The sequence below is a fragment of the Salinivibrio sp. IB872 genome, from assembly GCF_001995345.1.
GTDB classification, from domain to species: domain Bacteria; phylum Pseudomonadota; class Gammaproteobacteria; order Enterobacterales; family Vibrionaceae; genus Salinivibrio; species Salinivibrio proteolyticus.
This window is the reverse complement of sequence record NZ_MUFO01000045.1, coordinates 1-21,940: the sequence shown is the minus strand read 5'-3', so window position 1 is coordinate 21,940 and position 21,940 is coordinate 1. Positions and strand designations below refer to the sequence as shown.

The 21,940-nt window shown below is 51.2% G+C and carries 18 protein-coding genes and 3 pseudogenes; 11 read left to right on the top strand and 10 right to left on the bottom strand.

Annotated features, from left to right (window positions below):
* Together BZJ18_RS14480 and bioA are read right to left on the bottom strand one after the other, a co-directional pair.
* Positions 1-731 (bottom strand): annotated as a pseudogene (locus BZJ18_RS14480) (hypothetical protein); the annotation flags it as partial.
* 257 nt (positions 732-988) lie between these two features.
* Positions 989-2,269: an adenosylmethionine--8-amino-7-oxononanoate transaminase gene (bioA, locus tag BZJ18_RS14475; protein WP_077457804.1), complete on the bottom strand. Its 1,281-nt coding sequence runs from the start codon at positions 2,267-2,269 to the stop codon at positions 989-991.
* A gap of 102 nt (positions 2,270-2,371) precedes the next feature.
* Here bioA and bioB point away from each other — a divergent pair, with 102 nt between their 5' ends.
* Genes bioB through bioD form a run of 4 tightly spaced genes read left to right on the top strand, consistent with a single transcriptional unit; the run spans position 2,372 to position 6,111 of the window.
* Entirely contained in the window at positions 2,372-3,424 is a 1,053-nt protein-coding gene (bioB, locus tag BZJ18_RS14470) for a biotin synthase BioB (protein ID WP_077457802.1), read from the top strand.
* 5 nt (positions 3,425-3,429) lie between these two features.
* On the top strand, positions 3,430-4,644 hold the full coding sequence (locus BZJ18_RS14465) for an aminotransferase class I/II-fold pyridoxal phosphate-dependent enzyme (protein ID WP_077457800.1): 1,215 nt from the start codon (positions 3,430-3,432) through the stop codon (positions 4,642-4,644).
* Positions 4,641-5,435, top strand: coding sequence for a malonyl-ACP O-methyltransferase BioC (bioC, locus tag BZJ18_RS14460; protein WP_077457798.1), 795 nt, complete (start codon positions 4,641-4,643; stop codon positions 5,433-5,435). Before BZJ18_RS14465 ends, bioC begins: the two co-directional genes overlap by 4 nt.
* Positions 5,428-6,111, top strand: a complete 684-nt coding sequence (gene bioD, locus BZJ18_RS14455) for a dethiobiotin synthase (protein ID WP_077457796.1) — start codon at positions 5,428-5,430, stop codon at positions 6,109-6,111. The genes bioC and bioD overlap by 8 nt, the downstream gene beginning before the upstream one ends.
* Positions 6,112-6,216: 105 nt before the next feature.
* Here the strand turns inward: bioD and BZJ18_RS17400 are convergent, their stop codons facing one another.
* Positions 6,217-6,390: a hypothetical protein gene (locus tag BZJ18_RS17400; protein WP_167314491.1), complete on the bottom strand. Its 174-nt coding sequence runs from the start codon at positions 6,388-6,390 to the stop codon at positions 6,217-6,219.
* A gap of 483 nt (positions 6,391-6,873) precedes the next feature.
* Between BZJ18_RS17400 and htpX the strand changes: the two genes are divergently transcribed.
* A complete protein-coding gene (gene htpX / locus BZJ18_RS14450; protein ID WP_077457794.1) occupies positions 6,874-7,752 on the top strand; it encodes a protease HtpX in 879 nt (292 codons plus the stop codon).
* 28 nt (positions 7,753-7,780) lie between these two features.
* Here htpX and BZJ18_RS14445 read toward each other — a convergent pair whose 3' ends face one another.
* A complete protein-coding gene (locus tag BZJ18_RS14445; protein WP_077457792.1) occupies positions 7,781-8,704 on the bottom strand; it encodes a DMT family transporter in 924 nt (307 codons plus the stop codon).
* 147 nt (positions 8,705-8,851) lie between these two features.
* Here BZJ18_RS14445 and BZJ18_RS14440 point away from each other — a divergent pair, with 147 nt between their 5' ends.
* Positions 8,852-9,301, top strand: coding sequence for an Lrp/AsnC family transcriptional regulator (locus tag BZJ18_RS14440; RefSeq protein ID WP_077457790.1), 450 nt, complete (start codon positions 8,852-8,854; stop codon positions 9,299-9,301).
* 41 nt (positions 9,302-9,342) lie between these two features.
* On the opposite strand, the gene trxC is transcribed toward BZJ18_RS14440, so the two are convergent.
* Positions 9,343-9,774, bottom strand: a complete 432-nt coding sequence (gene trxC, locus BZJ18_RS14435) for a thioredoxin TrxC (protein WP_077457788.1) — start codon at positions 9,772-9,774, stop codon at positions 9,343-9,345.
* Between the two features lie 136 nt (positions 9,775-9,910).
* A complete protein-coding gene (locus BZJ18_RS14430; protein ID WP_077457786.1) occupies positions 9,911-11,047 on the bottom strand; it encodes a M14 family metallopeptidase in 1,137 nt (378 codons plus the stop codon).
* Positions 11,048-11,261: 214 nt separating this feature from the next.
* Here BZJ18_RS14430 and BZJ18_RS14425 point away from each other — a divergent pair, with 214 nt between their 5' ends.
* The 4 genes from BZJ18_RS14425 (at position 11,262) to pgsA (ending at position 16,102) form a co-directional block, all read left to right on the top strand.
* A complete protein-coding gene (locus BZJ18_RS14425; protein ID WP_077457784.1) occupies positions 11,262-12,710 on the top strand; it encodes an NAD-dependent succinate-semialdehyde dehydrogenase in 1,449 nt (482 codons plus the stop codon).
* A gap of 305 nt (positions 12,711-13,015) precedes the next feature.
* Positions 13,016-13,660, top strand: coding sequence for a UvrY/SirA/GacA family response regulator transcription factor (gene uvrY, locus BZJ18_RS14420; protein ID WP_069591014.1), 645 nt, complete (start codon positions 13,016-13,018; stop codon positions 13,658-13,660).
* A complete protein-coding gene (gene uvrC / locus BZJ18_RS14415) occupies positions 13,660-15,492 on the top strand; it encodes an excinuclease ABC subunit UvrC (RefSeq protein ID WP_077457782.1) in 1,833 nt (610 codons plus the stop codon). The genes uvrY and uvrC overlap by 1 nt, the downstream gene beginning before the upstream one ends.
* 49 nt (positions 15,493-15,541) lie before the next feature.
* On the top strand, positions 15,542-16,102 hold the full coding sequence (pgsA, locus tag BZJ18_RS14410) for a CDP-diacylglycerol--glycerol-3-phosphate 3-phosphatidyltransferase (RefSeq protein ID WP_069591012.1): 561 nt from the start codon (positions 15,542-15,544) through the stop codon (positions 16,100-16,102).
* Between the two features lie 143 nt (positions 16,103-16,245).
* Here pgsA and BZJ18_RS14405 read toward each other — a convergent pair whose 3' ends face one another.
* The 3 genes from BZJ18_RS14405 to BZJ18_RS14395 all read right to left on the bottom strand — a co-directional run bounded on the left by BZJ18_RS14405 (position 16,246) and on the right by BZJ18_RS14395 (position 20,071).
* Positions 16,246-17,613, bottom strand: a complete 1,368-nt coding sequence (locus BZJ18_RS14405) for an ATP-binding protein (protein ID WP_077457780.1) — start codon at positions 17,611-17,613, stop codon at positions 16,246-16,248.
* A 3-nt stretch (positions 17,614-17,616) separates the two neighbouring features.
* On the bottom strand, positions 17,617-18,291 hold the full coding sequence (locus BZJ18_RS14400; RefSeq protein ID WP_077457778.1) for a response regulator: 675 nt from the start codon (positions 18,289-18,291) through the stop codon (positions 17,617-17,619).
* 100 nt (positions 18,292-18,391) lie between these two features.
* Positions 18,392-20,071, bottom strand: a complete 1,680-nt coding sequence (locus BZJ18_RS14395) for an aspartate:alanine antiporter (RefSeq protein WP_077457776.1) — start codon at positions 20,069-20,071, stop codon at positions 18,392-18,394.
* Between the two features lie 1,215 nt (positions 20,072-21,286).
* Between BZJ18_RS14395 and BZJ18_RS14385 the strand changes: the two are divergent.
* Positions 21,287-21,715: pseudogene (locus tag BZJ18_RS14385) on the top strand (ISAs1 family transposase); the annotation flags it as partial.
* A gap of 31 nt (positions 21,716-21,746) precedes the next feature.
* Here the strand turns inward: BZJ18_RS14385 and BZJ18_RS14380 are convergent.
* Positions 21,747-21,940: pseudogene (locus tag BZJ18_RS14380) on the bottom strand (IS256 family transposase); the annotation flags it as partial.

The following is a 21,940-nucleotide window of genomic DNA, read 5'->3' as shown; positions in this document are numbered from 1 at the left end:
TAATATCCCTCTGTGGGTAAACCGAGTCGTTCACCTAACTGAATAGAGGGTGTCACCGGAATGAAGGCCTCTCGGACCACAGCGGAGCCTTCAGGCTTCATCACTACGTGGTCAGGAACACTCACACCCATGGTGTCGGCAGAGATTTTAGCCACTAGTTTTTTAGGCTCATCAAATGCGGCGTAAGCGGTGTACTTAGTACCGTGTTCGGTAGGCTTAGTTTGCCACTGGCCAATCATGCCTTCTTGCTCTGTTTTCGCTAATTGGAAAGTACAGCCTACCGCCTTACGAAACGTGTCGTCAGAAGCTGCAATCTCAAAGCAGTACTCATATTTCAAGGCTGGCGGCACGTCTGAACGGTCAGGCTTTACTGGCTCAGGGACATAGGTATCTTCGATATTTGTTGTCGCAGCTTGCGAGCTGTCATTCGCGCTACCCGAACCACTCGCTCCCGTTGCAACATTCCCAGATTGATTCGCTCTAGCAGAAAGAGCCGACTGGGCTTGTGGCGAAAGCGTTGTGTTAGTGCTCGGAGCAACGGACCATATCTTGTTAACGCTATCATGCACCATCGCTGATTGCTTCGGCGCATCGGTCAGTAATACATACTCACCGCTATCAAGCTTTTCCTTAAACTGAGAAAAGCTCACGCCATCAGGGATGATACTGCTGACATCGCGCTCGCTCAGCGAGCTGATATCGCCCTCTACTTGACTAAACTCATACGCCATAAGCTCAGTCAATTGCACTAATTTGTAAGCCACCTTTCTGTCCGCCAGTCAATGATCATGACGCAGCATTCTACGCAACAGGCCAGAAATATGGATAGGGTTGTTGTCATGGTTACGTTAGCTATGGCTAATTTGTGAAGTGTGTGCAAGAACTTTGGTTGACGTTTTCTTGAATCAAACGAAGAAATTCGTGCCAGTATACATGGGATTAGATGCCGCCCCATATATAACGGGGCGGTGTGTGCGTCATCGACTCTCTACTCACCAAAAAACTGCTTAATTGCGGTGATCATGCCTTGGGTGAGTTGGTGGAGTTGGTCGTCGCGGATGCAATAGGGTGGCATCACATACACCAGTTTACCGAACGGGCGAACCCAAATGCCTTGGGCGGTCATTAAGGGCTGGATATCAGCCAGATTTACCGGATCGGTCAGCTCTATCACGCCAATTGCGCCAAGCACACGCACGTCCGCCACACATTCCAATGCGCGAGCAGGGGCTAAGCCGGTTTTCAGCTGCTGCTCGATATGCGCGACGGTCTGCGGCCAGTCACTTTCTAGCAAGGTATCCATGCTAGCGCAGGCCACGGCGCAGGCGAGTGGGTTGCCCATAAAGGTGGGGCCGTGCATAAAACAGCCTGCATCACCGCTGCAGACCGTATCAGCCACATGGCGGGTAGTTAGCGTGGCGGCCAAGGTCATGTAGCCGCCGGTCAGTGCTTTACCGACGCAGAGTATATCTGGGCTGATCCCCGCGTGGTCGCAGGCAAATAGTTTACCGGTGCGGCCAAATCCGGTGGCAATTTCATCCACAATCAGCAGTACATCAAATTCATCGCACAGAGCACGCACTTGACGCAGGTATTCGGGATGATAAAAGCGCATACCGCCTGCGCCTTGCACGATCGGTTCTAAGATCACCGCGGCCAGTTGGCCGTGATGCGCGGCGAGTGCTTCGCGCATAGGCTGTATGTCGTTAGGGTTCCAGTCACCGTCAAAGCGGCTTTGTGGCGACGGCACAAAATGATGCTGGGGCAGAAACCCTTTGTAGAGTTTGTGCATCGAATTATCCGGATCCGTCACCGACATGGCGGCGAACGTGTCGCCATGATAGCCATGACGCAAGGTCAAAAACTGTGCGCGCGACTCGCCGCGTCCCTGCCAATATTGCATTGCCATTTTAAGCGCTACTTCTACTGATACAGAGCCTGAATCGGCCAAAAAGACTTGCGTGAGCGGGGCGGGTGAATGTGCGACTAAGCGCTCACAAAGCGATACCGCGGGCTGGTGGGTGAGACCGCCAAACATCACATGCGACATCTTATCGATTTGCTGATGCGCTGCGGCGTTCAGAGCAGGGTGGTTGTAGCCGTGAATGGCTGCCCACCACGACGACATGCCATCAATCAGAACGGTGCCATCCTCAAGATGTAGCTCCGCGCCGCTTGCGTGTGAGACGGGCAAGCAAGGCAAAGGGTCGAGCGTTGAGGTGTAGGGATGCCAGATATGTTCACGGTCAAAATGGGTGTTTGTGCTCATAAATAAATCAGATGTAAACCGGTGCGATCTTGTTGTGTTGACAGGTTAGCGTCTGTGGGTAGACTAGCCAAGCATTAAAACGACAACAACGGGGAAAACCGCGTGGAAATAAGACACAACTGGACCGCACAGGACGTGCAAGCATTGTTCGATAAACCCTTCATGGATTTGCTGTTTGACGCGCAGCAAGTGCATCGTGAATATCATCCTGCCAACCAAGTGCAAGTGAGCACGCTGTTATCGATCAAAACCGGCGCCTGTCCAGAAGATTGCAAATATTGCCCGCAAAGTGCGCGGTATCGCACCGATGTTGAAAAAGAGCGCTTAATGGAAGTGGAACGCGTGCTCGAAGCGGCAGAAAAAGCCAAAGCTTCAGGCGCGACGCGCTTTTGCATGGGGGCGGCGTGGAAAAACCCCAAGCAACGCGATATGCCATATTTGCTCGATATGATCCAAGGCGTCAAAGGATTAGGGTTGGAAACCTGTATGACACTGGGCATGCTGGATAACGAGCAGGCCCAAACCCTCTCTGAAGCGGGTTTGGATTACTACAACCACAATCTCGATACCTCCCCCGAGTTTTACGGCAACATTATTACCACGCGGACATATCAAGAGCGGCTCGATACCTTGTCCAACGTGCGAGACGCGGGAATGAAAGTCTGCTCAGGCGGGATTATCGGACTGGGCGAAAGTACCCGCGATCGCGCCGGCTTGCTGATGGAGCTGGCCAATATGCCTGCTCACCCAGAAAGCGTGCCGATCAACATGCTGGTCAAGGTGAAAGGCACACCGCTTGAGAACGTCGATGACGTCGACCCGTTCGACTTTGTCCGCATTATCGCGGTGGCGCGGATCATGATGCCCAAATCGGCAGTGCGGCTTTCTGCCGGACGCGAAGATATGAACGAGCAAATGCAAACCTTGTGCTTTATGGCTGGCGCCAACTCGATATTCTACGGCTGCAAGCTGTTGACCACACCAAACCCTGATGAAGACGCGGATATGCAGCTATTTAAAAAGCTGGGTATTAATCGCGAAGCGGTCAGCCAAAAGCCCGATCAAGTCACTGAGCACGACTTACTTGAGCAAGTGGCCGAGCGAGTGGCATCGCGTCCGCAAGAGGGTGATTTGTTCTACGATGCCAGTGTCTAAGCACCATGACTGACACAACATCAGCGCTGATCCGTCGTTACCAAGGCGAACTGGCCGCACGTCAGCAACAAGGCCTATGGCGGCAAAGTGGTGATAATGCCGTCGCCGAGTCATGGCGCAACTTTGCGGGTAATGATTATTTGGGCCTCGCGCAAGACCCGCGGCTGGTCAAAAAAGCCCGGCAGCACCTTGCTCGCTGGGGTGTGGGTGCGACGGCGTCGCCGGTGGTATCTGGCTTTACTGCCGCGCATCAATCCCTTTGTGATCAGCTGTGTGACTGGCTGGGTTACCCGCAAGCGGTACTGTTTAACAGTGGTTTTGCTGCCAATCAGGCGTTGCTGTTTACGCTGTTAGGTAAAGACGATGCCTTGTTTCAAGACAAACTCAACCACGCCTCCTTGATTGAGGCCGGCGTATTGAGCCCTGCCACGCAGCGGCGTTTTCGTCATAACGACATGGCACACCTTCGCCAACTGCTCGCGAAGCAAATCCAGCCTTCCGCATCGCTGATTGTCTCGGAAGGGGTATTCAGCATGGATGGCGATGTGTCGCCAACCGAAAGTCTTGTCACGATTGCCAACCAATCGGGGGCGCTCTGGGCTCTGGATGACGCGCATGGGATTGGCGTGTTAGGGCAAGAAGGCGAGGGCAGTATCAGTCGTGGCGCGCGGCCGGATATTTTAATCGTGACGTTTGGAAAAGCCCTAGGCGTTGCTGGGGCGGCAGTGCTGGCTTCTCCCACCATTATTGACTATTTGCGCCAGTTCGCTCGCCATTATGTGTACTCGACGGCTATGCCACCCGCGCAAGCGGCACTCATTGAGGATGCGATTAGGCTGGCACGAACAGAGCACTGGCGGCGAGAAACACTCAGCGCCCATGCTGAACAGCTAGCGCAAGGGCTCCACGATTGGTTAGAGACGACGTCTGTTTTCGAACCGCCCGCTGGTAATCGGCAGCCCTTCCCGCAACTGCTCGCGACGCCTAGCCCGATCAAACCGCTGATTATCGGCGATTTGGCAGCGTTACAGCAGGTGAATCTCGCTTTGATGAAGGCGCATATTCGGGTGGGGGCGATTCGGCCACCGACTGTGCCTGCCAACACCGCACGTCTGCGGATCAGCCTGTCCGCGCAGCATCAAAAAACAGATATCACCGCATTGGTTGAGGCGCTTAAGCCGGTATTAGCGAGCGACATAGCGTGTGGGGTGACAGCATGACCGTCGCCGATAAACAAGCGATTGCTCGAGCGTTTGGCCGAGCCGCGCCCCATTATGACGACAGTGCGACGCTGCAGCGCCGTGTCGGCCATCGGTTAATGGCATTGGCTGAGTCAGAGCAAAAGGCTATCTATCTCAGTACCGTCTTAGATGTCGGCTGTGGCACCGGCTATTTCACCCAGCAGTGGATGACTCACGCTAAAACAGTGATTGGACTGGATCTCAGCGCTCCTATGCTTGCAACGGCAAAAGCGCGCTGCGGCGACGCCATGCTAGGCGTACAAGCAGATGCGGAGCATTTACCGCTGGCCGACAACAGTATCGATCTGGCATTTAGCTCGTTAGCGCTGCAATGGTGTGACGATTTGCACGTGCCGTTGGCGGAGCTGCGTCGGGTCGTCAAACCTGGTGGGCAAATTCTTGTTTCAACACTGCTCAACGGATCCTTGTGTGAACTCGACAGCGCATGGCAACAAGCGTGCGGCACGTCACGGGTGAACCGCTTTATCACGTTATCTGGGTTACAGCAGGCGACCCAACGCGCCGGGCTGATGCACGCAACCGTGTTGCAAGAAAGCGAACAGCTCACCTTTGCCACTGCCCATGCGGTGATGAAAAGCTTAAAAGGCATTGGCGCCACCTATCGCCCGCAAGGTACGGGGCAGCAAGGGCTGGCGACAAGAGCGCAGTTTAGCGCGGTAGAAAAGGCGTATCAGCGTTTTGCACTCGCCGCCAACACCTTGCCGGCGACCTATCAAATTGGCTACATAGTGATTAACCACCATGCATGACAGTTACTTTATTACCGGCACCGACACCGAAGTGGGGAAAACCTATACCACGGCGGCGCTGTTGCACGCTTTTATCGCAAAGGGCTATCAAGCGGTGGGCTACAAGCCTGTTGCCGCTGGTGCCGATTTAGCGCCTGATTACCAACTAAATAGTGACGCTGTCACTTTACAGCATGCCAGTGCGATCGCATTGCCGTATGCCGCGATCAACCCAGTGTTGTTAGAAACACCGTGTTCGCCGCACTGGGCCGCCGTGTTAGCCAACAAGCCCATCGATACCCAGAGGTTGAGCGATGGGCTCGCGCATTTAAAACAGCAGGCCAGTCCGGTATTGGTAGAAGGGGCTGGAGGCTGGCAAGTGCCTCTGAGTGAGACTGAAACGCTTGCCGATTGGGTGGTTGCCCATCAACTGCCAGTGATCATGGTGGTGGGAATAAAGCTTGGCTGTTTAAACCATGCTTCACTCACCGCAGAGGCCATACGTGCACGCGGGCTTACGTTAGCTGGATGGGTGGCAAACGCCGTGGATCCCAAGGCGCAGCACAGTGACGAAATGGTGCGCTATCTTGACGCGCATTTAGATGCGCCTTGTCTTGGGCACTTACCGTTTGCTGCCGATGTCTCGCCAGCACAACGGGCGTCAACGCTTGATATTCGTGCGCTTTTAGCGCTTTGAACGGTGGGCGCATTGAGTCATGCCGGACACTAAAAAAGCCAGTGAAAACTGGCTTTTTGCTAATGTAGAATCGGACTTGTAACAGGAATGACTGACAACGACCGCTTACTTTTGATCGTCCAGTAATCCCATTAGGCCTTGCTGGACTTCTGCAATTTGTCGCGCTGCACTGGCGTCATCCGATGCTAACCCAAGTTCTGAGCAGGCTTCGTCGAAGCTCATGCCGAGATGACAGCATAAGATGTCGATAGCGACACGGTAGTTTTCTTTTTCTGCCATGGTTTCACTCCATTGATAACGCGTTGTTTTAACGCGGCTCTTGATCAGGGCTTCACATTTTGTCTCATCTCATTGACGCTTCATCGCGATGTAAACAATGAGTGAGAAAATGTTATCTAGTTTTAAACAGTTGCAGCCAAATTAGCGCCCTCTTAACGCAATTACAACTCGACTAAAGTCTATACTAGCTTGGATTTGTCTAAAATGCTGGCTCTATGTGTTAGGTTTGTTTTTAACCTGCTGAATTGGTTGTGAAAATTTCTCAATCGGCCTAGCTCACATTTTATCTATATCAGATGGGAATAACGTGTCACACTAACTGGTCAGCGGAGTGATGCGGCTGTCTGTATCGATGGGCGGATTCAATCATTTTATTCGTAACAAATTGCATCAAAGGATTGTTTTTATCTTGAATGCCCATACTATTTTTACCATTACAACAAGTAAGCGCTAAACACTGGGTTTAAGCGACGGAGACACACGATGAAACGCATAGGATTATTTCTTGCTACCAACCTCGCGGTACTGATCGTATTCAGCATTGTGCTGAACATCATCTACGCGGTCACAGGCATGCAGCCGGGCAGCTTGTCTGGGTTGCTGGTATTGGCGGCTGTATTCGGTTTTGGCGGCTCAATTATCTCGTTGCTGATGTCAAAATCCATGGCACTTCGCTCAGTAGGGGCGCAAGTGATTGAGCATCCACGTAATGAAACCGAGCACTGGTTGATGAACACGGTCAGTCAACAGGCTCAGCGTGCTGGCATTGGCATGCCAACGGTGGCGATCTATAACTCGCCTGATATCAACGCGTTTGCCACCGGCGCAAAACGCAATGATTCTGTGGTGGCGGTATCAACGGGGTTACTACAAAACATGACCCGTGATGAAGCGGAAGCGGTACTGGCGCACGAAGTCAGCCACATTGCTAACGGCGACATGGTCACCATGACCTTGATGCAAGGGGTAGTGAACACCTTCGTGATCTTTATCTCTCGTGTCATCGCTGGCGCGGTCAGTGGCATGAACAACGACGAAGAAGGCGAAGGCGGCGGCAACTGGATGATGTACTTCCTGGTGTCGTCAGTGCTAGAAATCGTGTTTGGTATTCTGGCTAGCATTCTCACCATGTGGTTTAGCCGTCACCGCGAATTCCGCGCCGATGCAGGCTCAGCGCAGCTGGTAGGCAAACAGAAAATGATTGCAGCACTGGAGCGTTTAAAGGTAAGCCACGAACCGAAACTGGAAGGCTCAATGATGGCATTTGGCATCAACGGTAAGAAAACGTTGAGTGAATTGTTTATGACTCACCCACCGCTAGAAAAACGTATCGATGCCTTGCGTCGTGGCGACTATCTATAACCAGATAGCGTTTACGTCGAATCACAGATTAAGCGGCCTGCGGGCCGCTTTTTGTTTGTGTGCGTCGCCACTTTATCCCCWCACTGGCGAGCACCGTACCGAATACAATCAACGCCATCGCCACCACGGTGAGCAGACTAACGGTTTCTGAGAACACAGGAATGGCGATTAGCGCGGCCACCACAGGCGTGAATGCACCTATTGCGGCACTCATTTCTGCCCCTAAGCGGCGAATCGCAAATGCATAGCTGTAATTAGCAATGATCCCCACGCCTAAACCTTGCGCCAGTACATGGTAGCCAAGCTCTCCAAGAGGGGCTTGGAGCAGGTTAAAGGTGACAAGTCCGCTCATCGCACCCACCGGCAGCAACAAGACGGCCGAAATCGCGAGTACCGCGCCGGCTTCTGCGGCATTCAATCCTGTCACACGCACGCCAATGGTAAACCATGCCCAGCTGATACTGGCTGCAAGCAAAATCAAATGGCCTTGCGTGACACTCCACGGTGAGAAGAACAGCGAATGCCATAAAAACGCACCTATGCCGATCACGATAAGCCCAATTCCTAATCGCCGTCCCACTGAGAGCGATTCGCCATAAACGCCCCAAGCAATCGCAGAGACAAACAGTGGCAAGATCCCAGGAATTAACGAGGCGCCATCGGCGACCGGGGCAAACTGCATACCTGTGGCGGCGAGCAGATAAAACGGTAAACCGGCACCGAAGGCAATCGCAAACAGATAACGTTTGGGCACAGAGACAATATGACGGATCCGATGACGGCTCAGCCAACCAAACAGGAGGGCGGCAGGCAAAAAGCGCAGTAGGGCAATATCGCCACTGGTTAACACCGATTGGCTGGCCTGACGCAATGAGATAAACAGGCTCGCCCAAATGGTCACGGTGACAAGCATAGCGGCGAGGCCTAATACACGTTGAGAGGTGGCAGGCATGGTGGGTCACTTCCTTGTTCAACAATAGAGTTAGTGTGGCAGCGTCAAAGGAGGGATTGGTGGCAAATTAAAGAGTGATTTGCCACTATGTTAGCGTTTATCATCTCTAGTTATCTTTTTGTTGTTGAAAATCACTAAGGAAGCGATTTGGACAGTAAAGACAAAGCTATTCTGGCGCTGTTGCAAGACGATGCGCGGCGTACCACCGCGGAAATCGCTGATGCGGTTGGGCTGTCGTTTTCACCGTGTGCAAGACGAATCAAAAAGCTGGAAGCCGATGGGGTGATAGCGTCCTACCAGGTCACCCTAAATCGCCAGCGGATTGGGCTAAACATGACCTTTTTCGTTAACGTGAGTTTGAGCAATCACCGAGAAGAGGCGATTGTCACCTTTGAAAACGCGCTGGTGGATATGGATGAAGTGATCAACGGCCACGTGATCTCAGGTACTTATGACTATTTACTGGAAGTGGTGACGCGCGATTTACCGCACTATGAAGCTTTTATGCGCCGGTTACAGACCTTGGCGATGGTCAAAGACATCAATACCAATGTGGCGATCCGCGCGGTCAAACAAGGCGCGGCGCTAAAAGTGTAGCGCCGCGTGATCATTATGAAAGAATGGTTAGCGAATAGCGATTAGCTAAGGTGCTGGCTTAGCCAGTCACTAAAGGCATTTTGAGGCAGGGCGCCGTTCATCATGTCAACGCGCTCGCCGTTTTTAAACACCATTAGCGTCGGAATGCTGCGAATACGATATTGTGCCGCCAGCGCGTGTTGTGCTTCGGTATCAATTTTCACAAACAGTGCACGGCCTTCTTCCTGTTCGGCGATGGCCTCAAAGGCAGGTGCAAAACTTTGGCATGGTCCGCACCAAGGGGCCCAAAAATCTACCACCACGGGCTTGTCGCTGTTAAGTAAAGCAGCAAAGTTATCGCTCGTGCCTTCAATGGGCTTTCCTTCTAATAGCGCTGATTGACATTTGCCACACTTGGGTGCGTCGTTCACGCGTTCGCTCGGAATACGGTTCATTGCTTGGCAGTGAGGGCAACGTGAGGTTAGGGTTGTCATTATTGTTCCTCGTCGAATGATTTGTGGCTAGTTTACGAGCCTTTGCCGACGAGCGAAAACAGAAATAATCTATGACAGACATAGAAAAAGCCGATGACGCGGCATCGGCTTTTGCGTCTCGCGCACATTGGGTGCGTTACAGTGTATCCACCACCGCGAGGATGGCACTGAGCATATCGCGACCAAAGGCTTGGCTGCGCGCCGGTGACCAGCCAAAATCTGGGTCCGGTTGGTCGTTGTGATCTTTAAACGGCATTTCAACCGTGTACGACAAACACTTAAAGCGCTCGCCAATCCAGTTTGATCCCACGGTTAAATTGGCTTTACCGGGCGCATCTTTTTCATAGCCATGCTCGTCTTGAAACTCCGGCGTTACGGTAAGCAGCGCACGTTTGAAGCGGTTTTCGAGGTCGGCCATGCGTTCATCGTAAGATGGGATCCCCTCGCAACCGGCAACAAAGTTGTACGGAATTGCCTCATCACCGTGAATATCAAGGCACATTTTCACCCCAGTTTGATCCATACGGGCACGAACATGATACACCTCAGGGCTACGCTCAAGACTTGGCGTTTCCCATTCGCGGTTTAAGTTGGCACCGACGGCATTGGTGCGCAAGTGGCCGCGCACGCTGCCGTCGGGATTCATGTTAGGAACGATGTAAAAGTCCGCTTTTTCCAACAGCGCACGGGCGGTAGTGTCCGTGTCGTCAAGCAATCGGTCGAGCAAACCTTCCATAAACCATTCCGCCATAGTCTCGCCGGGATGCTGGCGGGCAATCAGCCAAATGGGCGTTTTCGGCTGAGCGGATTCCCCTAAATCAGCGCGAATTTTCAAGAGGCTAATATCGCGACCATCTAGGGTTTGGCCAAGCGTTTCTAATTGGCACTGTGGGTAGGTTTGTGCTTGATGAATCAAATCCAAGTGGCGTTCATAGCTATACGGTGCGAAATACGCAAAGTACATCGAGCCGTGTTGCGGCGTCACCTTAATGGTCAAGGTATCGCCGTCGAATTCAGTAGGGACACGGAACCAGGTATCACGGTCGTATGAGGCAACCGCTTGGTAGTCTTTCCAGCCTTCAGGGTAGGCCGAGCCTGCAAGCTGCTGAATATGGAGCGTATGGGCCTGATTGACCTCAGCTTCAAGGCGAAAGTGGAACCACTGATAAAACTCAGATTGATTGTCTTGGTGAATGGCAAGCTGGATATTGTTGATGTCGTCGTCATTCAGAACGCGGATATTCCCGCTATCGAACTGGCTAAAAATACGCATAGAGCATCCTTTTTCTGTTGAAGGGCCAGCTGTGTTTGCGCCGGTATCTATAAGCCGTTGTGGTTATTTGCTGTCTACTTGGGCAGACATTGTGCATTTGCTGGCTTATAGTCGTTGATCTCAGCGAATATCTTGCCGTGCTATTCGTGAGCTGGCAAGGTGCCAGTATGATTTGGGTGAACGCGCGACGCCTTTGAACAAAAAAGGAGCCATTATGCAATTGCAGGACATGACGCTGCTTAAGACACAAGCACTGATTAACGGTCAATGGAAAGATGCCCACAACCAAAAAACACGCCCGGTGACCAATCCTGCCAATGGCGCGTGTTTGGCAAACATACCTAATATGGGCGCCGAGGAAACACGACAAGCGATTGATGCCGCCGATGCGGCCTTGCCCGAGTGGCGATCGCTAACGGCCAAAGCCCGTGCCGATGTATTGTACCGCTGGTACGAGCTGATGCTTGAACACAAAGACGACTTAGCGGCGATCATGACCGCCGAGCAAGGCAAACCGCTGAAAGAAGCCGCGGGAGAGATCCAATACGCGGCGTCATTTTTACAGTGGTTTGCTGAAGAAGCGAAGCGGGTGTATGGCGCGACCATTCCTGCTGAGCAGGCCGACAAACGCATCTCTGTGATCAAGCAACCGATTGGCGTAACGGCAGCGATTACGCCTTGGAATTTTCCAGCCGCGATGATCACCCGCAAAGCCGCGGCAGCACTGGCGGCAGGTTGTACTATGGTGGTGAAGCCGGCCAGTGACACACCGTTGTCGGCGTTGGCGCTTGGAGAGCTGGCACTGCGCGCTGGTGTGCCTGCCGGGGTACTAAGCATCGTCACTGGCACGGCTGGGCCGATTGCCGATACGCTTTGCAGCGATGATAGAGTGCGCAAGCTCTCATTCACTGGATCGACAGAAATTGGCGCACAACTGATGGAAAAATGCGCGCCAAGCATTAAAAAGCTGTCGCTGGAGTTGGGGGGCAATGCGCCGTTTATTGTTTTTGATGATGCGGATATTGATGCAGCGGTTGAAGGTGCTATTGCGGCTAAATATCGCAATGCGGGACAAACATGCGTTTGTGTGAACCGAATCTATGTGCAATCGAGTATTTATGACGCCTTTGCAGAAAAATTCACACAAGCGGTTAGTCAATTACGCGTCGGTCTTGGCACCGATGATAAGGTGGACATTGGCCCGCTGATTAATCGTGGTGCGATCGACAAAGTGAAAGCACATTTGGACGATGCCAAGCAACACGGCGGCGAGATCCTGCTTGGCGGCGATTGCCCAGAGTTAGGGGAAAACTTTACTCAGCCTGCGGTCATCAAACACGCGACACCGGCGATGCGGATTGCTAAAGAAGAAACCTTTGGTCCGGTTGCGCCCTTGTTTGCCTTTAATGATGAAGCTGAAGCTATCGCAATGGCGAACGATACCGAGTTTGGTCTGGCGTCGTACTTTTATGCGCGAGACATTAGCCGCGTGCATCGTGTGGCAGAAGCCTTAGATTACGGCATGGTGGGGATTAATACTGGCCTTATTTCAACCGCGGTGGCGCCCTTTGGTGGGGTGAAACAATCGGGCTTAGGCCGAGAAGGGTCACAATGGGGCTTGGATGAATACCTCGAAATGAAGTATCTGTGTTTGGCGCTATAGCCCAAGGGGTTAAGCCCTCTCGCGATCACGGACAGTGGGGCGATGTGTTCAAAAATGCTGACATGTCAACATGACGTTACTCTGTTTATGGTCAGCAACTTGGTGCAAATATCACCGCGTTGGCCATAATTTAGACGGGTTGACTGTTTTTTGACAGCTTGGTGTATGAAAATTTGCGATTCGGCACATCGCCCCTGTTGTTGCCTTTTCATCCGTGGTAAAACTCAAGTAATATGCGTTAAGACACGTCCAACCGTTGCGGTGAAGCAACAAGTTGGCGAACCAAACCAAGTGGAGATACAAGATTGATCACTGTTTTCCTTGTAGATGATCACGAGCTGGTTCGCACAGGGATTCGACGTCTATTAGAAGACGTCCGTGGAATTAAAGTGGTAGGGGAAGCCGACAGCGGTGAAGCCGCACTCAAGTGGTGTCGGCAAAATCACGCCGATATTGTCCTGATGGACATGAACATGCCGGGCATCGGGGGTTTGGAAGCCACACGTAAGTTGCTTCGCTACTCGCCGGATGCCAAGATCATCGTACTCACGATTCACACTGAGAACCCATTCCCAACCAAGGTGATGCAAGCGGGTGCCGCGGGCTATCTCACCAAAGGGGCGGGCGCAGACGAAGTGGTGAATGCGATTCGCATGGTCAATAGTGGCCAACGGTACATTTCCCCGGATATTGCCCAGCAAATGGCGCTTAGTCAGTTCTCCGCTTCTTCTGACAACCCTTTCAAGGAGCTGTCTGAGCGTGAATTGCAGATCATGCTGATGATCACCAAAGGGCAAAAAGTCACGGACATTTCCGAGCAGCTCAGTTTAAGCCCCAAAACCGTTAATAGTTACCGCTATCGCTTGTTTAGCAAGCTAGGCATAAACGGGGATGTGGAGTTGACTCACCTCGCCATTCGTCACGGGATGTTAGATACCGAGACTCTGTAGTGCCAGACACATTTGATTCAAAAAGCTTTTTAAAAACGGTTCCTCACCAACCGGGCGTTTATCGCATGATGGACGCCTCAGGTGAGATCATTTATGTGGGTAAGGCGAAAGATCTGAGCAAGCGTCTTGCCAGCTACTTTCGTGTGCAAGTTTCCAGCGAAAAAACCAAAGCCTTGGTGCGTAACATCGCCAATGTGGAAGTCACCGTCACTCACACGGAAACCGAAGCGCTGATCCTTGAACACAACCTAATCAAGCAACATCTGCCGAAATACAACGTGTTGCTGCGCGATGATAAATCCTATCCCTACATTTATCTAAGCGGCCATACCCATCCTCGCTTGGCAGTTCATCGTGGTGCGAAAAAGAAAAAGGGCGAATACTTCGGCCCGTTTCCGGATGCGAGCGCAGTAAGACAAAGCCTGCACCTGCTGCAGAAAATTTTCCCCGTTCGCCAATGTGAGGATTCCGTTTACGCCAACCGCAGTCGTCCCTGTTTGATGTACCAAATTGGTCGGTGTGCGGGGCCTTGTGTGCCCGGATTGGTCAGTGATGAGGAGTACGCCGAGCAGGTGAATTTTGCCCGTTTATTCTTGCAGGGAAAAAATCGCCAAGTGATCGATTCGCTGGTGGAAAAAATGGAAACCGCCAGTCAGCAGCTTCAATTCGAAAAAGCCGCTGAATACCGCGATCAAATCCAAGCCTTGCGTCGCGTGCAAGAGCAGCAGTTTGTCTCGCAAGATAGCGACGAAGATCTGGATGTGATCGGGTTTGGACTTGAGAATGGTGTGGCCTGTATTCATGTGCTGTTTTTACGCCAAGGTAAGGTGTTAGGTAGCCGCAGCTACTTCCCCAAAATGCCGGCGGAGACGGAACCTGCCGAAGTGGTGTCTAGCTTTGTCAGCCAGTTTTATTTGGCCCAAGCAGAAGGGCGCACCATTCCTAGCCACATTTTGATTTCTGATGACATCGGCGACGATCTTACCTGGCTGTCAGATACCTTGAGTGAAATCGCCGGGCGGCGAGTGCAACTGCAAAGCAAACCACGCGGCGCGCGGGCACGCTTTTTAAAGCTAGCTAACACCAATGCGCGTACGGCATTAACCAGCAAGATAAACCATCGCATGACCATCCAGCACCGCTACAAGGTCCTGCAAGAAACGCTAGGGTTAAACCCCGTCAAGCGCATGGAATGTTTTGATATCAGCCACACCATGGGCGAAAAAACCGTGGCGTCGTGTGTGGTGTTTAACCAAGATGGCCCGCTAAAAAAAGAGTATCGCCGTTACAACATTGAAGGGATCACCGGCGGCGACGATTACGCCGCAATGGCCCAAGTGCTGACCCGTCGTTACAGCAAACAGCTCGAGCCAGAAAAAATCCCCGACATTATCGTGATTGATGGGGGTAAAGGGCAGCTCAATCGCGCGTGGGAGGTACTGAAACCCCTGATCGCCGATTGGCCCATTCATCCGCTTATTTTGGGTGTTGCCAAAGGGACCAGCCGTAAACCGGGCCTAGAGACACTGATCAAAGTCTCTGGCGAGCAATTCTCGTTGCCAGCCGACTCACCGGCGTTGCACCTTATTCAACACATTCGCGATGAGAGCCATGATCACGCCATTGCTGGACACCGCGCCGCACGTGGAAAAGCGCGCAAACAAAGTGTGCTGACCCAAATCGAAGGTATTGGCCCGAAACGTCGCCAAGCTCTGCTGAAGTATCTTGGTGGGATCCAAGAGTTGCGCAACGCCAGTGTCGAAGAAATCGCCAAAGTCCCCGGGATCAGCCGAACACTGGCAGAGAAAATTCATTCCTCATTGCAAGGTTAGAGGCAATGGGGCAACATAACGTAGTCAATCCAACAATAAAAAGCTGAGCATGCGCCTTAATATACCCACCATTTTGACCTTTTTGCGCCTTGCGCTAATTCCGGTCTTTGTCATCGCCTATTATTTGCCCTACGAATGGGCTCCGTTTGCCGCGGCACTCGTTTTCGTGATTGCCGGTGTTACTGATTGGTTGGATGGGTATTTAGCTCGCCGTTTAAAACAATCGACCCGGTTTGGCGCCTTTCTCGATCCTGTTGCCGATAAGGTGATGGTGGCAATTGCTATGGTGCTGATTGTCGAGCATTACTACTCCATTTGGGTCACGATTCCTGCTGCGACCATGATTGCGCGAGAAGTGATTATTTCCGCCCTGCGCGAGTGGATGGCAGAAATTGGTAAACGCGCCAGCGTTGCTGTCTCTTGGGTGGGGAAATTTAAAACGGCCTCACAAATGTTTGCTCTGACGATGCTGCTTTGGCACGCCGCGCCTTGGATTGAATGGCTAGGTTATGTCGCGCTCTATGCCGCAACCGGCTTAACCTATTGGTCGATGTACCAATATATGATGGCTGCCAAGGACGATTTGTTAGCAGACCCAGACAGCGATTAGCTCGCGTTGGTGTTTCGGCCTTAGCGAGTGGGAGATGCGCAGCCTCGCCGAGTCCGACATACCCGCAGCCCAGTAAAATGCAGCTTAATGAAAAACGCAGCCCAAACGGCTGCGTTTTTTGTTGGCATCAAACTCGGTGTTAGCTAGCGTTTGGGCAGGGTGAGAACAAACGCGGCGCCTTGTAATGAGGATTRGGCGACTTGAATGGTGCCATCATAGCTAGCAATAATTTCATCGCACACCGCCAAGCCAATCCCCGTGCCCGGATTTAGCTGATCGGCACGCACGCCGCGCTGAAAAATACTCTCGCGATAGCACTCCGGTACGCCGGGGCCGTCGTCCTCAATAGAAAGCTGCCACGCATCGCCTTTATCTTCCAATCGTATCAGCACCTGCTCCAGACAAAAGCGGTACGCGTTCTCGAGTAAATTTCCCAGCAGTTCCATAAGATCGCTGCGATGAAGCGGGAGGGTGGCATCGTCAGCAAAACCACGGATCACTGTCACTGGTTTATCTCGATAGGCTTTATCTAACATGCCCGTCAGACTATCGACAGGAATAGTTAGCGAGCTGTCATCACGCTTTAGGCCGCGTTGCCCCACCAAAGCCCGTTTAAGCTGGTACTGAACCATGTCATCCATCTGGCTGACTTGCTCCAAAATACGCTTGTTCAATTGCTCGCGATTCAAGCTGTTATCATCGAGTAGGGCGTTGGTGGCTGCTAAGCGTGTTTTAAGACTATGTGCCAAGTCATCCATAGCGTGACGATAACGCACTTTTTGTTTTTCCCGCTGCGTGATCATCTGGTTGAGTGCTTGGGTGAGATCTTGCAGCTCATCAGGGTAATCACTGTCTAAGGTTTGTTGGCGCGATTCGGTGATCGCAATCAGCTCTTTCGCCAAGCGGCGCAGTGGCGAAAAACTCCAATGGCAGGCCGCCACAACCAGCGCAGAAGCAGAAAAGAACAGCAAACTGATGTAAAACCATGTCTCTGTTTCCAAATTGGCGAGCTGTTGCTTTTCTTGCCCCACATTACGCAGCACATACAAATGATTAGGACTATCGCTTGGCTGCTTATCAGAAGATAACCGTTGGGCCACCACGTTAAACCCGGCAATCGAGAGATACTGTGGCGTGGTAGCTTGCGAGGGGAAGAGGGCACAAATGTCATCCACCTCAAAGGCTTTGACATCTCGCGATGTCCATAACGTGTGATTTTCTGGGGTGCAGAGTACCGACATATAATCCGAGCTTGATGGATCAAGCGATTGGATCCATGCGGTGAGCTGGTCGGCACGGATTAAGCCATCGCGGCTGAGCTGCGCCATCACCATCGGGATTTGCGAGGCCAGATCGCGCGAGTAAGCCGCCATTGAATTTTGCAGATACAGCTTATTAATCAAGGCCGCAAGGGCAATCGAAAACAGTAAAATAATACCGATCGAGGTAGCTAGCACACGGGTCCGCAACCGCGTGCGGCAACGACACAAAGCGAATTGGCCTAATTTCATGAATTACTCAGCTTGGATTTCAAAAAGATACCCTTGACCACGCACGGTGGAAATCGGGTTTTCATGACCGCTTTGTACCAGTTTTTTGCGTAAACGGCTAATCATCACCTCGATGGTATTCGGATCGCCGTCTTGGTCGTGATACAGCACATCGAGTAAGCGTTGTTTGGAGATCACTTCGCGGCTGTGGCGAATCAAGTACTCAAACAGATCATACTCAAAGGCGGTTAGCTCTAAAGGTTGGCCTTTTACCGAGACGGATTTGGCCAGCAAATCGAGCTCGATATCACCTGCGGTAATGGTGGGCTTCACAAAACCGGCACTTCGTCGCACCAAGGCATTCAGCCGTGCCACCAATTCAGGCTTTTGAAACGGCTTCACTAAGTAATCGTCCGCGCCGGCATCCAGCCCGGTCACTTTATCCTGCCAATTCGCGCGGGCAGTTAGCACCAAAATAGGCAAACGCAGCCCCTTGGAACGAATGTCGCGAATTAAACTAATGCCATCTTGATCAGGCAAGCCTAAGTCAATGATTGCAATGTCATTTGGAAATTGATCGGCGTAATACAGCCCCTCGCTGGCTGTGCTGGCACAGCGCACATGATGACCCAGCTCAGTCAGCTCCGTTTTCACGTGATGACTGAGAATCGAATCATCTTCGATAATAAGCACCTGCATGCGTAACCCCTTGTGAGCAAAAAAGCGCCCAAATTGGACGCTTTCATTATATGCATAGTCGCTGAATTATTGCTGACCGAATAGAAGGTTAGCCAATAAATCACACCAGAATGATCAACAGAGTACCGGCCAAGGTGAGGATCACGTTGGCAATCGCATAGGTGCCTGCATAACCCAGCGCCGGAATGGTGCTGCGGGCATGCTCGTTAATCATATCCATTGCAGGCGCACAGGTACGCGCACCGACAATGGCACCAAACAGTAACGCGCGGTTCATTTTCAACACATAGGCGCCAATCAAATAGGCGATAATCACAGGGATCACGCTGATAAAGATACTGGCAATGATCACTGAAAAGCCCATATCGGCGATGTATTCAAATAAACGGCCACCGGCACTTAATCCAATGCCAGCCATAAATGTCATCAACCCGAGCTCTTTGACCATATTCAGCGCCCCTTGCGGCACATAACCAAACGTGGGGTGATTGGCGCGCAAATAGCCCAAGCTAATTCCCGCCAGCAACAAACCAGCGGCATTACCCAAACCAAAGGTCACTTGGCCGAAGGTCATGGTGATCATCCCCAGTCCAAGGCCGAGAATAAAGAAACAGCAGAACGCGAGCAGATCGGCCATTTGGCTGTGAATCGAGATAAAACCAATGCGCTCAGCCAGACCTTTCACGCGGCTTTTCTCGCCGCTGATCTGCAGCACATCACCTTTATTGAGAATAATCCCTTGGTCCATCGGCATTTCTACCTGTGCGCGCACCACACGGTTTAAGAAACAACCATATTCTGACAGATTCAGATCGGAAAGCTTCTTCTGTGCGACGCTGTCGTTCTTTACCACGATTTCTTCTTCGACAATGCGCAAGTCGAGCAGATCGCGATCAAACACTTCTTTCCCGTTACGGAAACTGGGGTCGAGGCGGGCATGGCTATCGGGATAGYCCACCAGTGCAATCTCATCGCCTTCTTGCAAAATCGCGTCACCATCTGGGTTCGCCAAAATGCCATTACGACGAATGCGCTCGATGTAACAGCCAGTTTGACGATAAATACCCAGCTCGCGCAGATTACGGCCATCAATCCACTGAATGAGTTCAGGGCCGACCCGATAGGCGCGAATAATAGGTAAATAGACTTTACGCTGCGACTCACTCCCCAAGCCGCGTTCAATGGCGATTTGCTGTGCAGAGTGCTCTAAGTTGTGGCGCTGTAACTTCGGCATCAATTTCGCCAGCACAATCAAGCTCACCAAACCGGTTAAGTACGCCATGGCATAACCGACACTGAGGTTATCGATCATCATGCCCAGTTGCTCACCCTCAACGCCCGTGAGTCCGGAATTTAGGGCATCTTTCGCGCCCACCAGTACCGGCGTTGCAGTCAGTGCACCTGCCATCATGCCGGTGGCAATGCTGATATCCAGCCCCAATTGCTCTTGGAAAAACAAGGTTAAGCCAATGGCAGTGAGCAGCACGGTGAGCGCCAGTAGCAAATACGACTTACCATCGCGGAAGAAAACGCCAAAAAAGTTCGGGCCTGCCTCAATACCTACACAGTAGATAAACAGCATAAAACCGATGCTGAGCGCATCAGGCGAGAAAGTAAACCCAGCGTTACCGAAAATGATCGCGGTAAACAGTACACCGATGGATCCACCCAATTGCACATTACCAATTTTGACCTTTCCAACCGCAAGGCCCATGGCAAGTACCACAAAAAGGAGCAAAATATCGTTTTGGAGCAGGAGGTTATTGACGTCTATATTCACAGCACAAATATCCAACAGCGTGCGGAGGAGGTTAAAGTGGTGAAAATTATACCAACCTAAATCACAATTTGTTGTACAAATTTAGTGAAATAATCATTAATTTTGCGTAAAAAAGGACCAATTGACCGCGTTTGGTCAAATTAAACCAAAGAATTCACCACCGCCGAGTTTCTAGACGCCAGCTGTCACCTCCGCTAACACCCAGCTATAGCGGCTTTCTGCCTCCCCCAAACACCGCTAAAACGACACTTTTACACCTGCTATTCTTCCCAGCCTACACCCGCCAAACGCGACTCCCGTAACCGACCGCAAAGTAATTTTTTGGAGCGAATATCACAGAACAAGCGCTAGCTAACATTTTGGACACTAGCGCATGAAAAGGTATTTAGACATTTGGTAGGCTAAAAAGTAAACAAAGAGACAGATCGCTTACCGGATGCGGACAATCGATGGGCGGTAGCGTGGGTAACTGGGATTGTCTTCAAAGGTAGGCTTTTTTGTCCAATTTCTCGAGAGTGAGACAATAGTAAAGAGCTGTAAGTATTTTAATAACAGCTCGTTAATAAAGAAAAGGCACGTGTGACGGTGTTGGGGAATTGAGCATGCGCGCAATAATACAATGTTAGCTTTAACTGATTGAAAATAAACTAAGGAGAAATAATGACTTGTCAATTGGWCCATAGATATGACCCTATTTTAGAGACCTTACCACCAGACCAAAGTAAGTTTAATGGGCGACACAAGTGTGCTGGTTGCGCATATGATCATGGCTATAACCAGGGAATACAGCGTTCACAAATCCTAAGCATTGATTACACTTTGCTGCCGGATAGCCAAGCTGGTACTGGTCGGCACAGAAGTGTTCAGGGAGCTTTTGCTAAAGGCTATTTAGATGGAGTAATGGCATCTTATCAAGCAACAAGCTAACAAACTGTTTAAGAGTAATTCGCAACGCGTGGAATTTTTGCTATGCGTTGCGCTTAGTGTTTAAGGTGGTATGCGGAAGCTAAAGTATAGCGTTGCTCACACCTCAGGGAAAACGCATGAAGATCCGCRSCATGCCTGGGGTAGYGAATTAATGACTAAGTTGTTACTTAAGGCTRAAAACCGTGCGTCATGCCATGTTTATTAATTAAAATAAGTGAAAATAAGGGATCAATTTGTTGATCATTTTCAGTGCGATTTAATGGTCTCCTAACGTTTAGGAGATTTTAAATGACAGAAGATAAAAGCCCATTCATGCATTTCTTTTCCATTAAAGACATTCGCCAAGAAGGTAAAGTTGAACATACGTTATCAGATATTATTTTGATAACGATTTGTGCGGTGTTGTCTGGTCATGATACCTGGAAAGGCATTAGTGATTATGGACGTAAGCAGCGTGATTTTTTATTACGCTTTGGCTTCTCAGGTAAAACATCACCATCGGCAGATACGATCGCAAGAGTGATGGGAACCATGAGCACAAAAGCATTACAAAAAGCCTTCATAGAATGGATGAAATCGTGTCATGAATTAACGGATGGTGAAGTAGTTGCCATTGATGGAAAAACACTGAGGGGTTCATATAACCGAGCAACAGACCAAGCTGCTATTCATATGGTTAATGCATTCGCAACCGCAAATGGTGTATGCCTTGGACAGAGGGTGTTCATAGTTCTGTGTCACCCGGCGTTTAAAGATCTACGTAGTCGTCGAGCCGTCCTTCGAAGTGGATGCTCAGTTGGGACAATGTCAGGTTCCAATTCTGCACCGGATGCGTCCACTTCTCTGACGCCTTCAACATACCTGCATACAGCAACTTGAGCAATGCGTTCTCGTTAGCAAAGCCACCCTTGGATGCGTTCTCGTTAGCAAAGCCACCCTTGG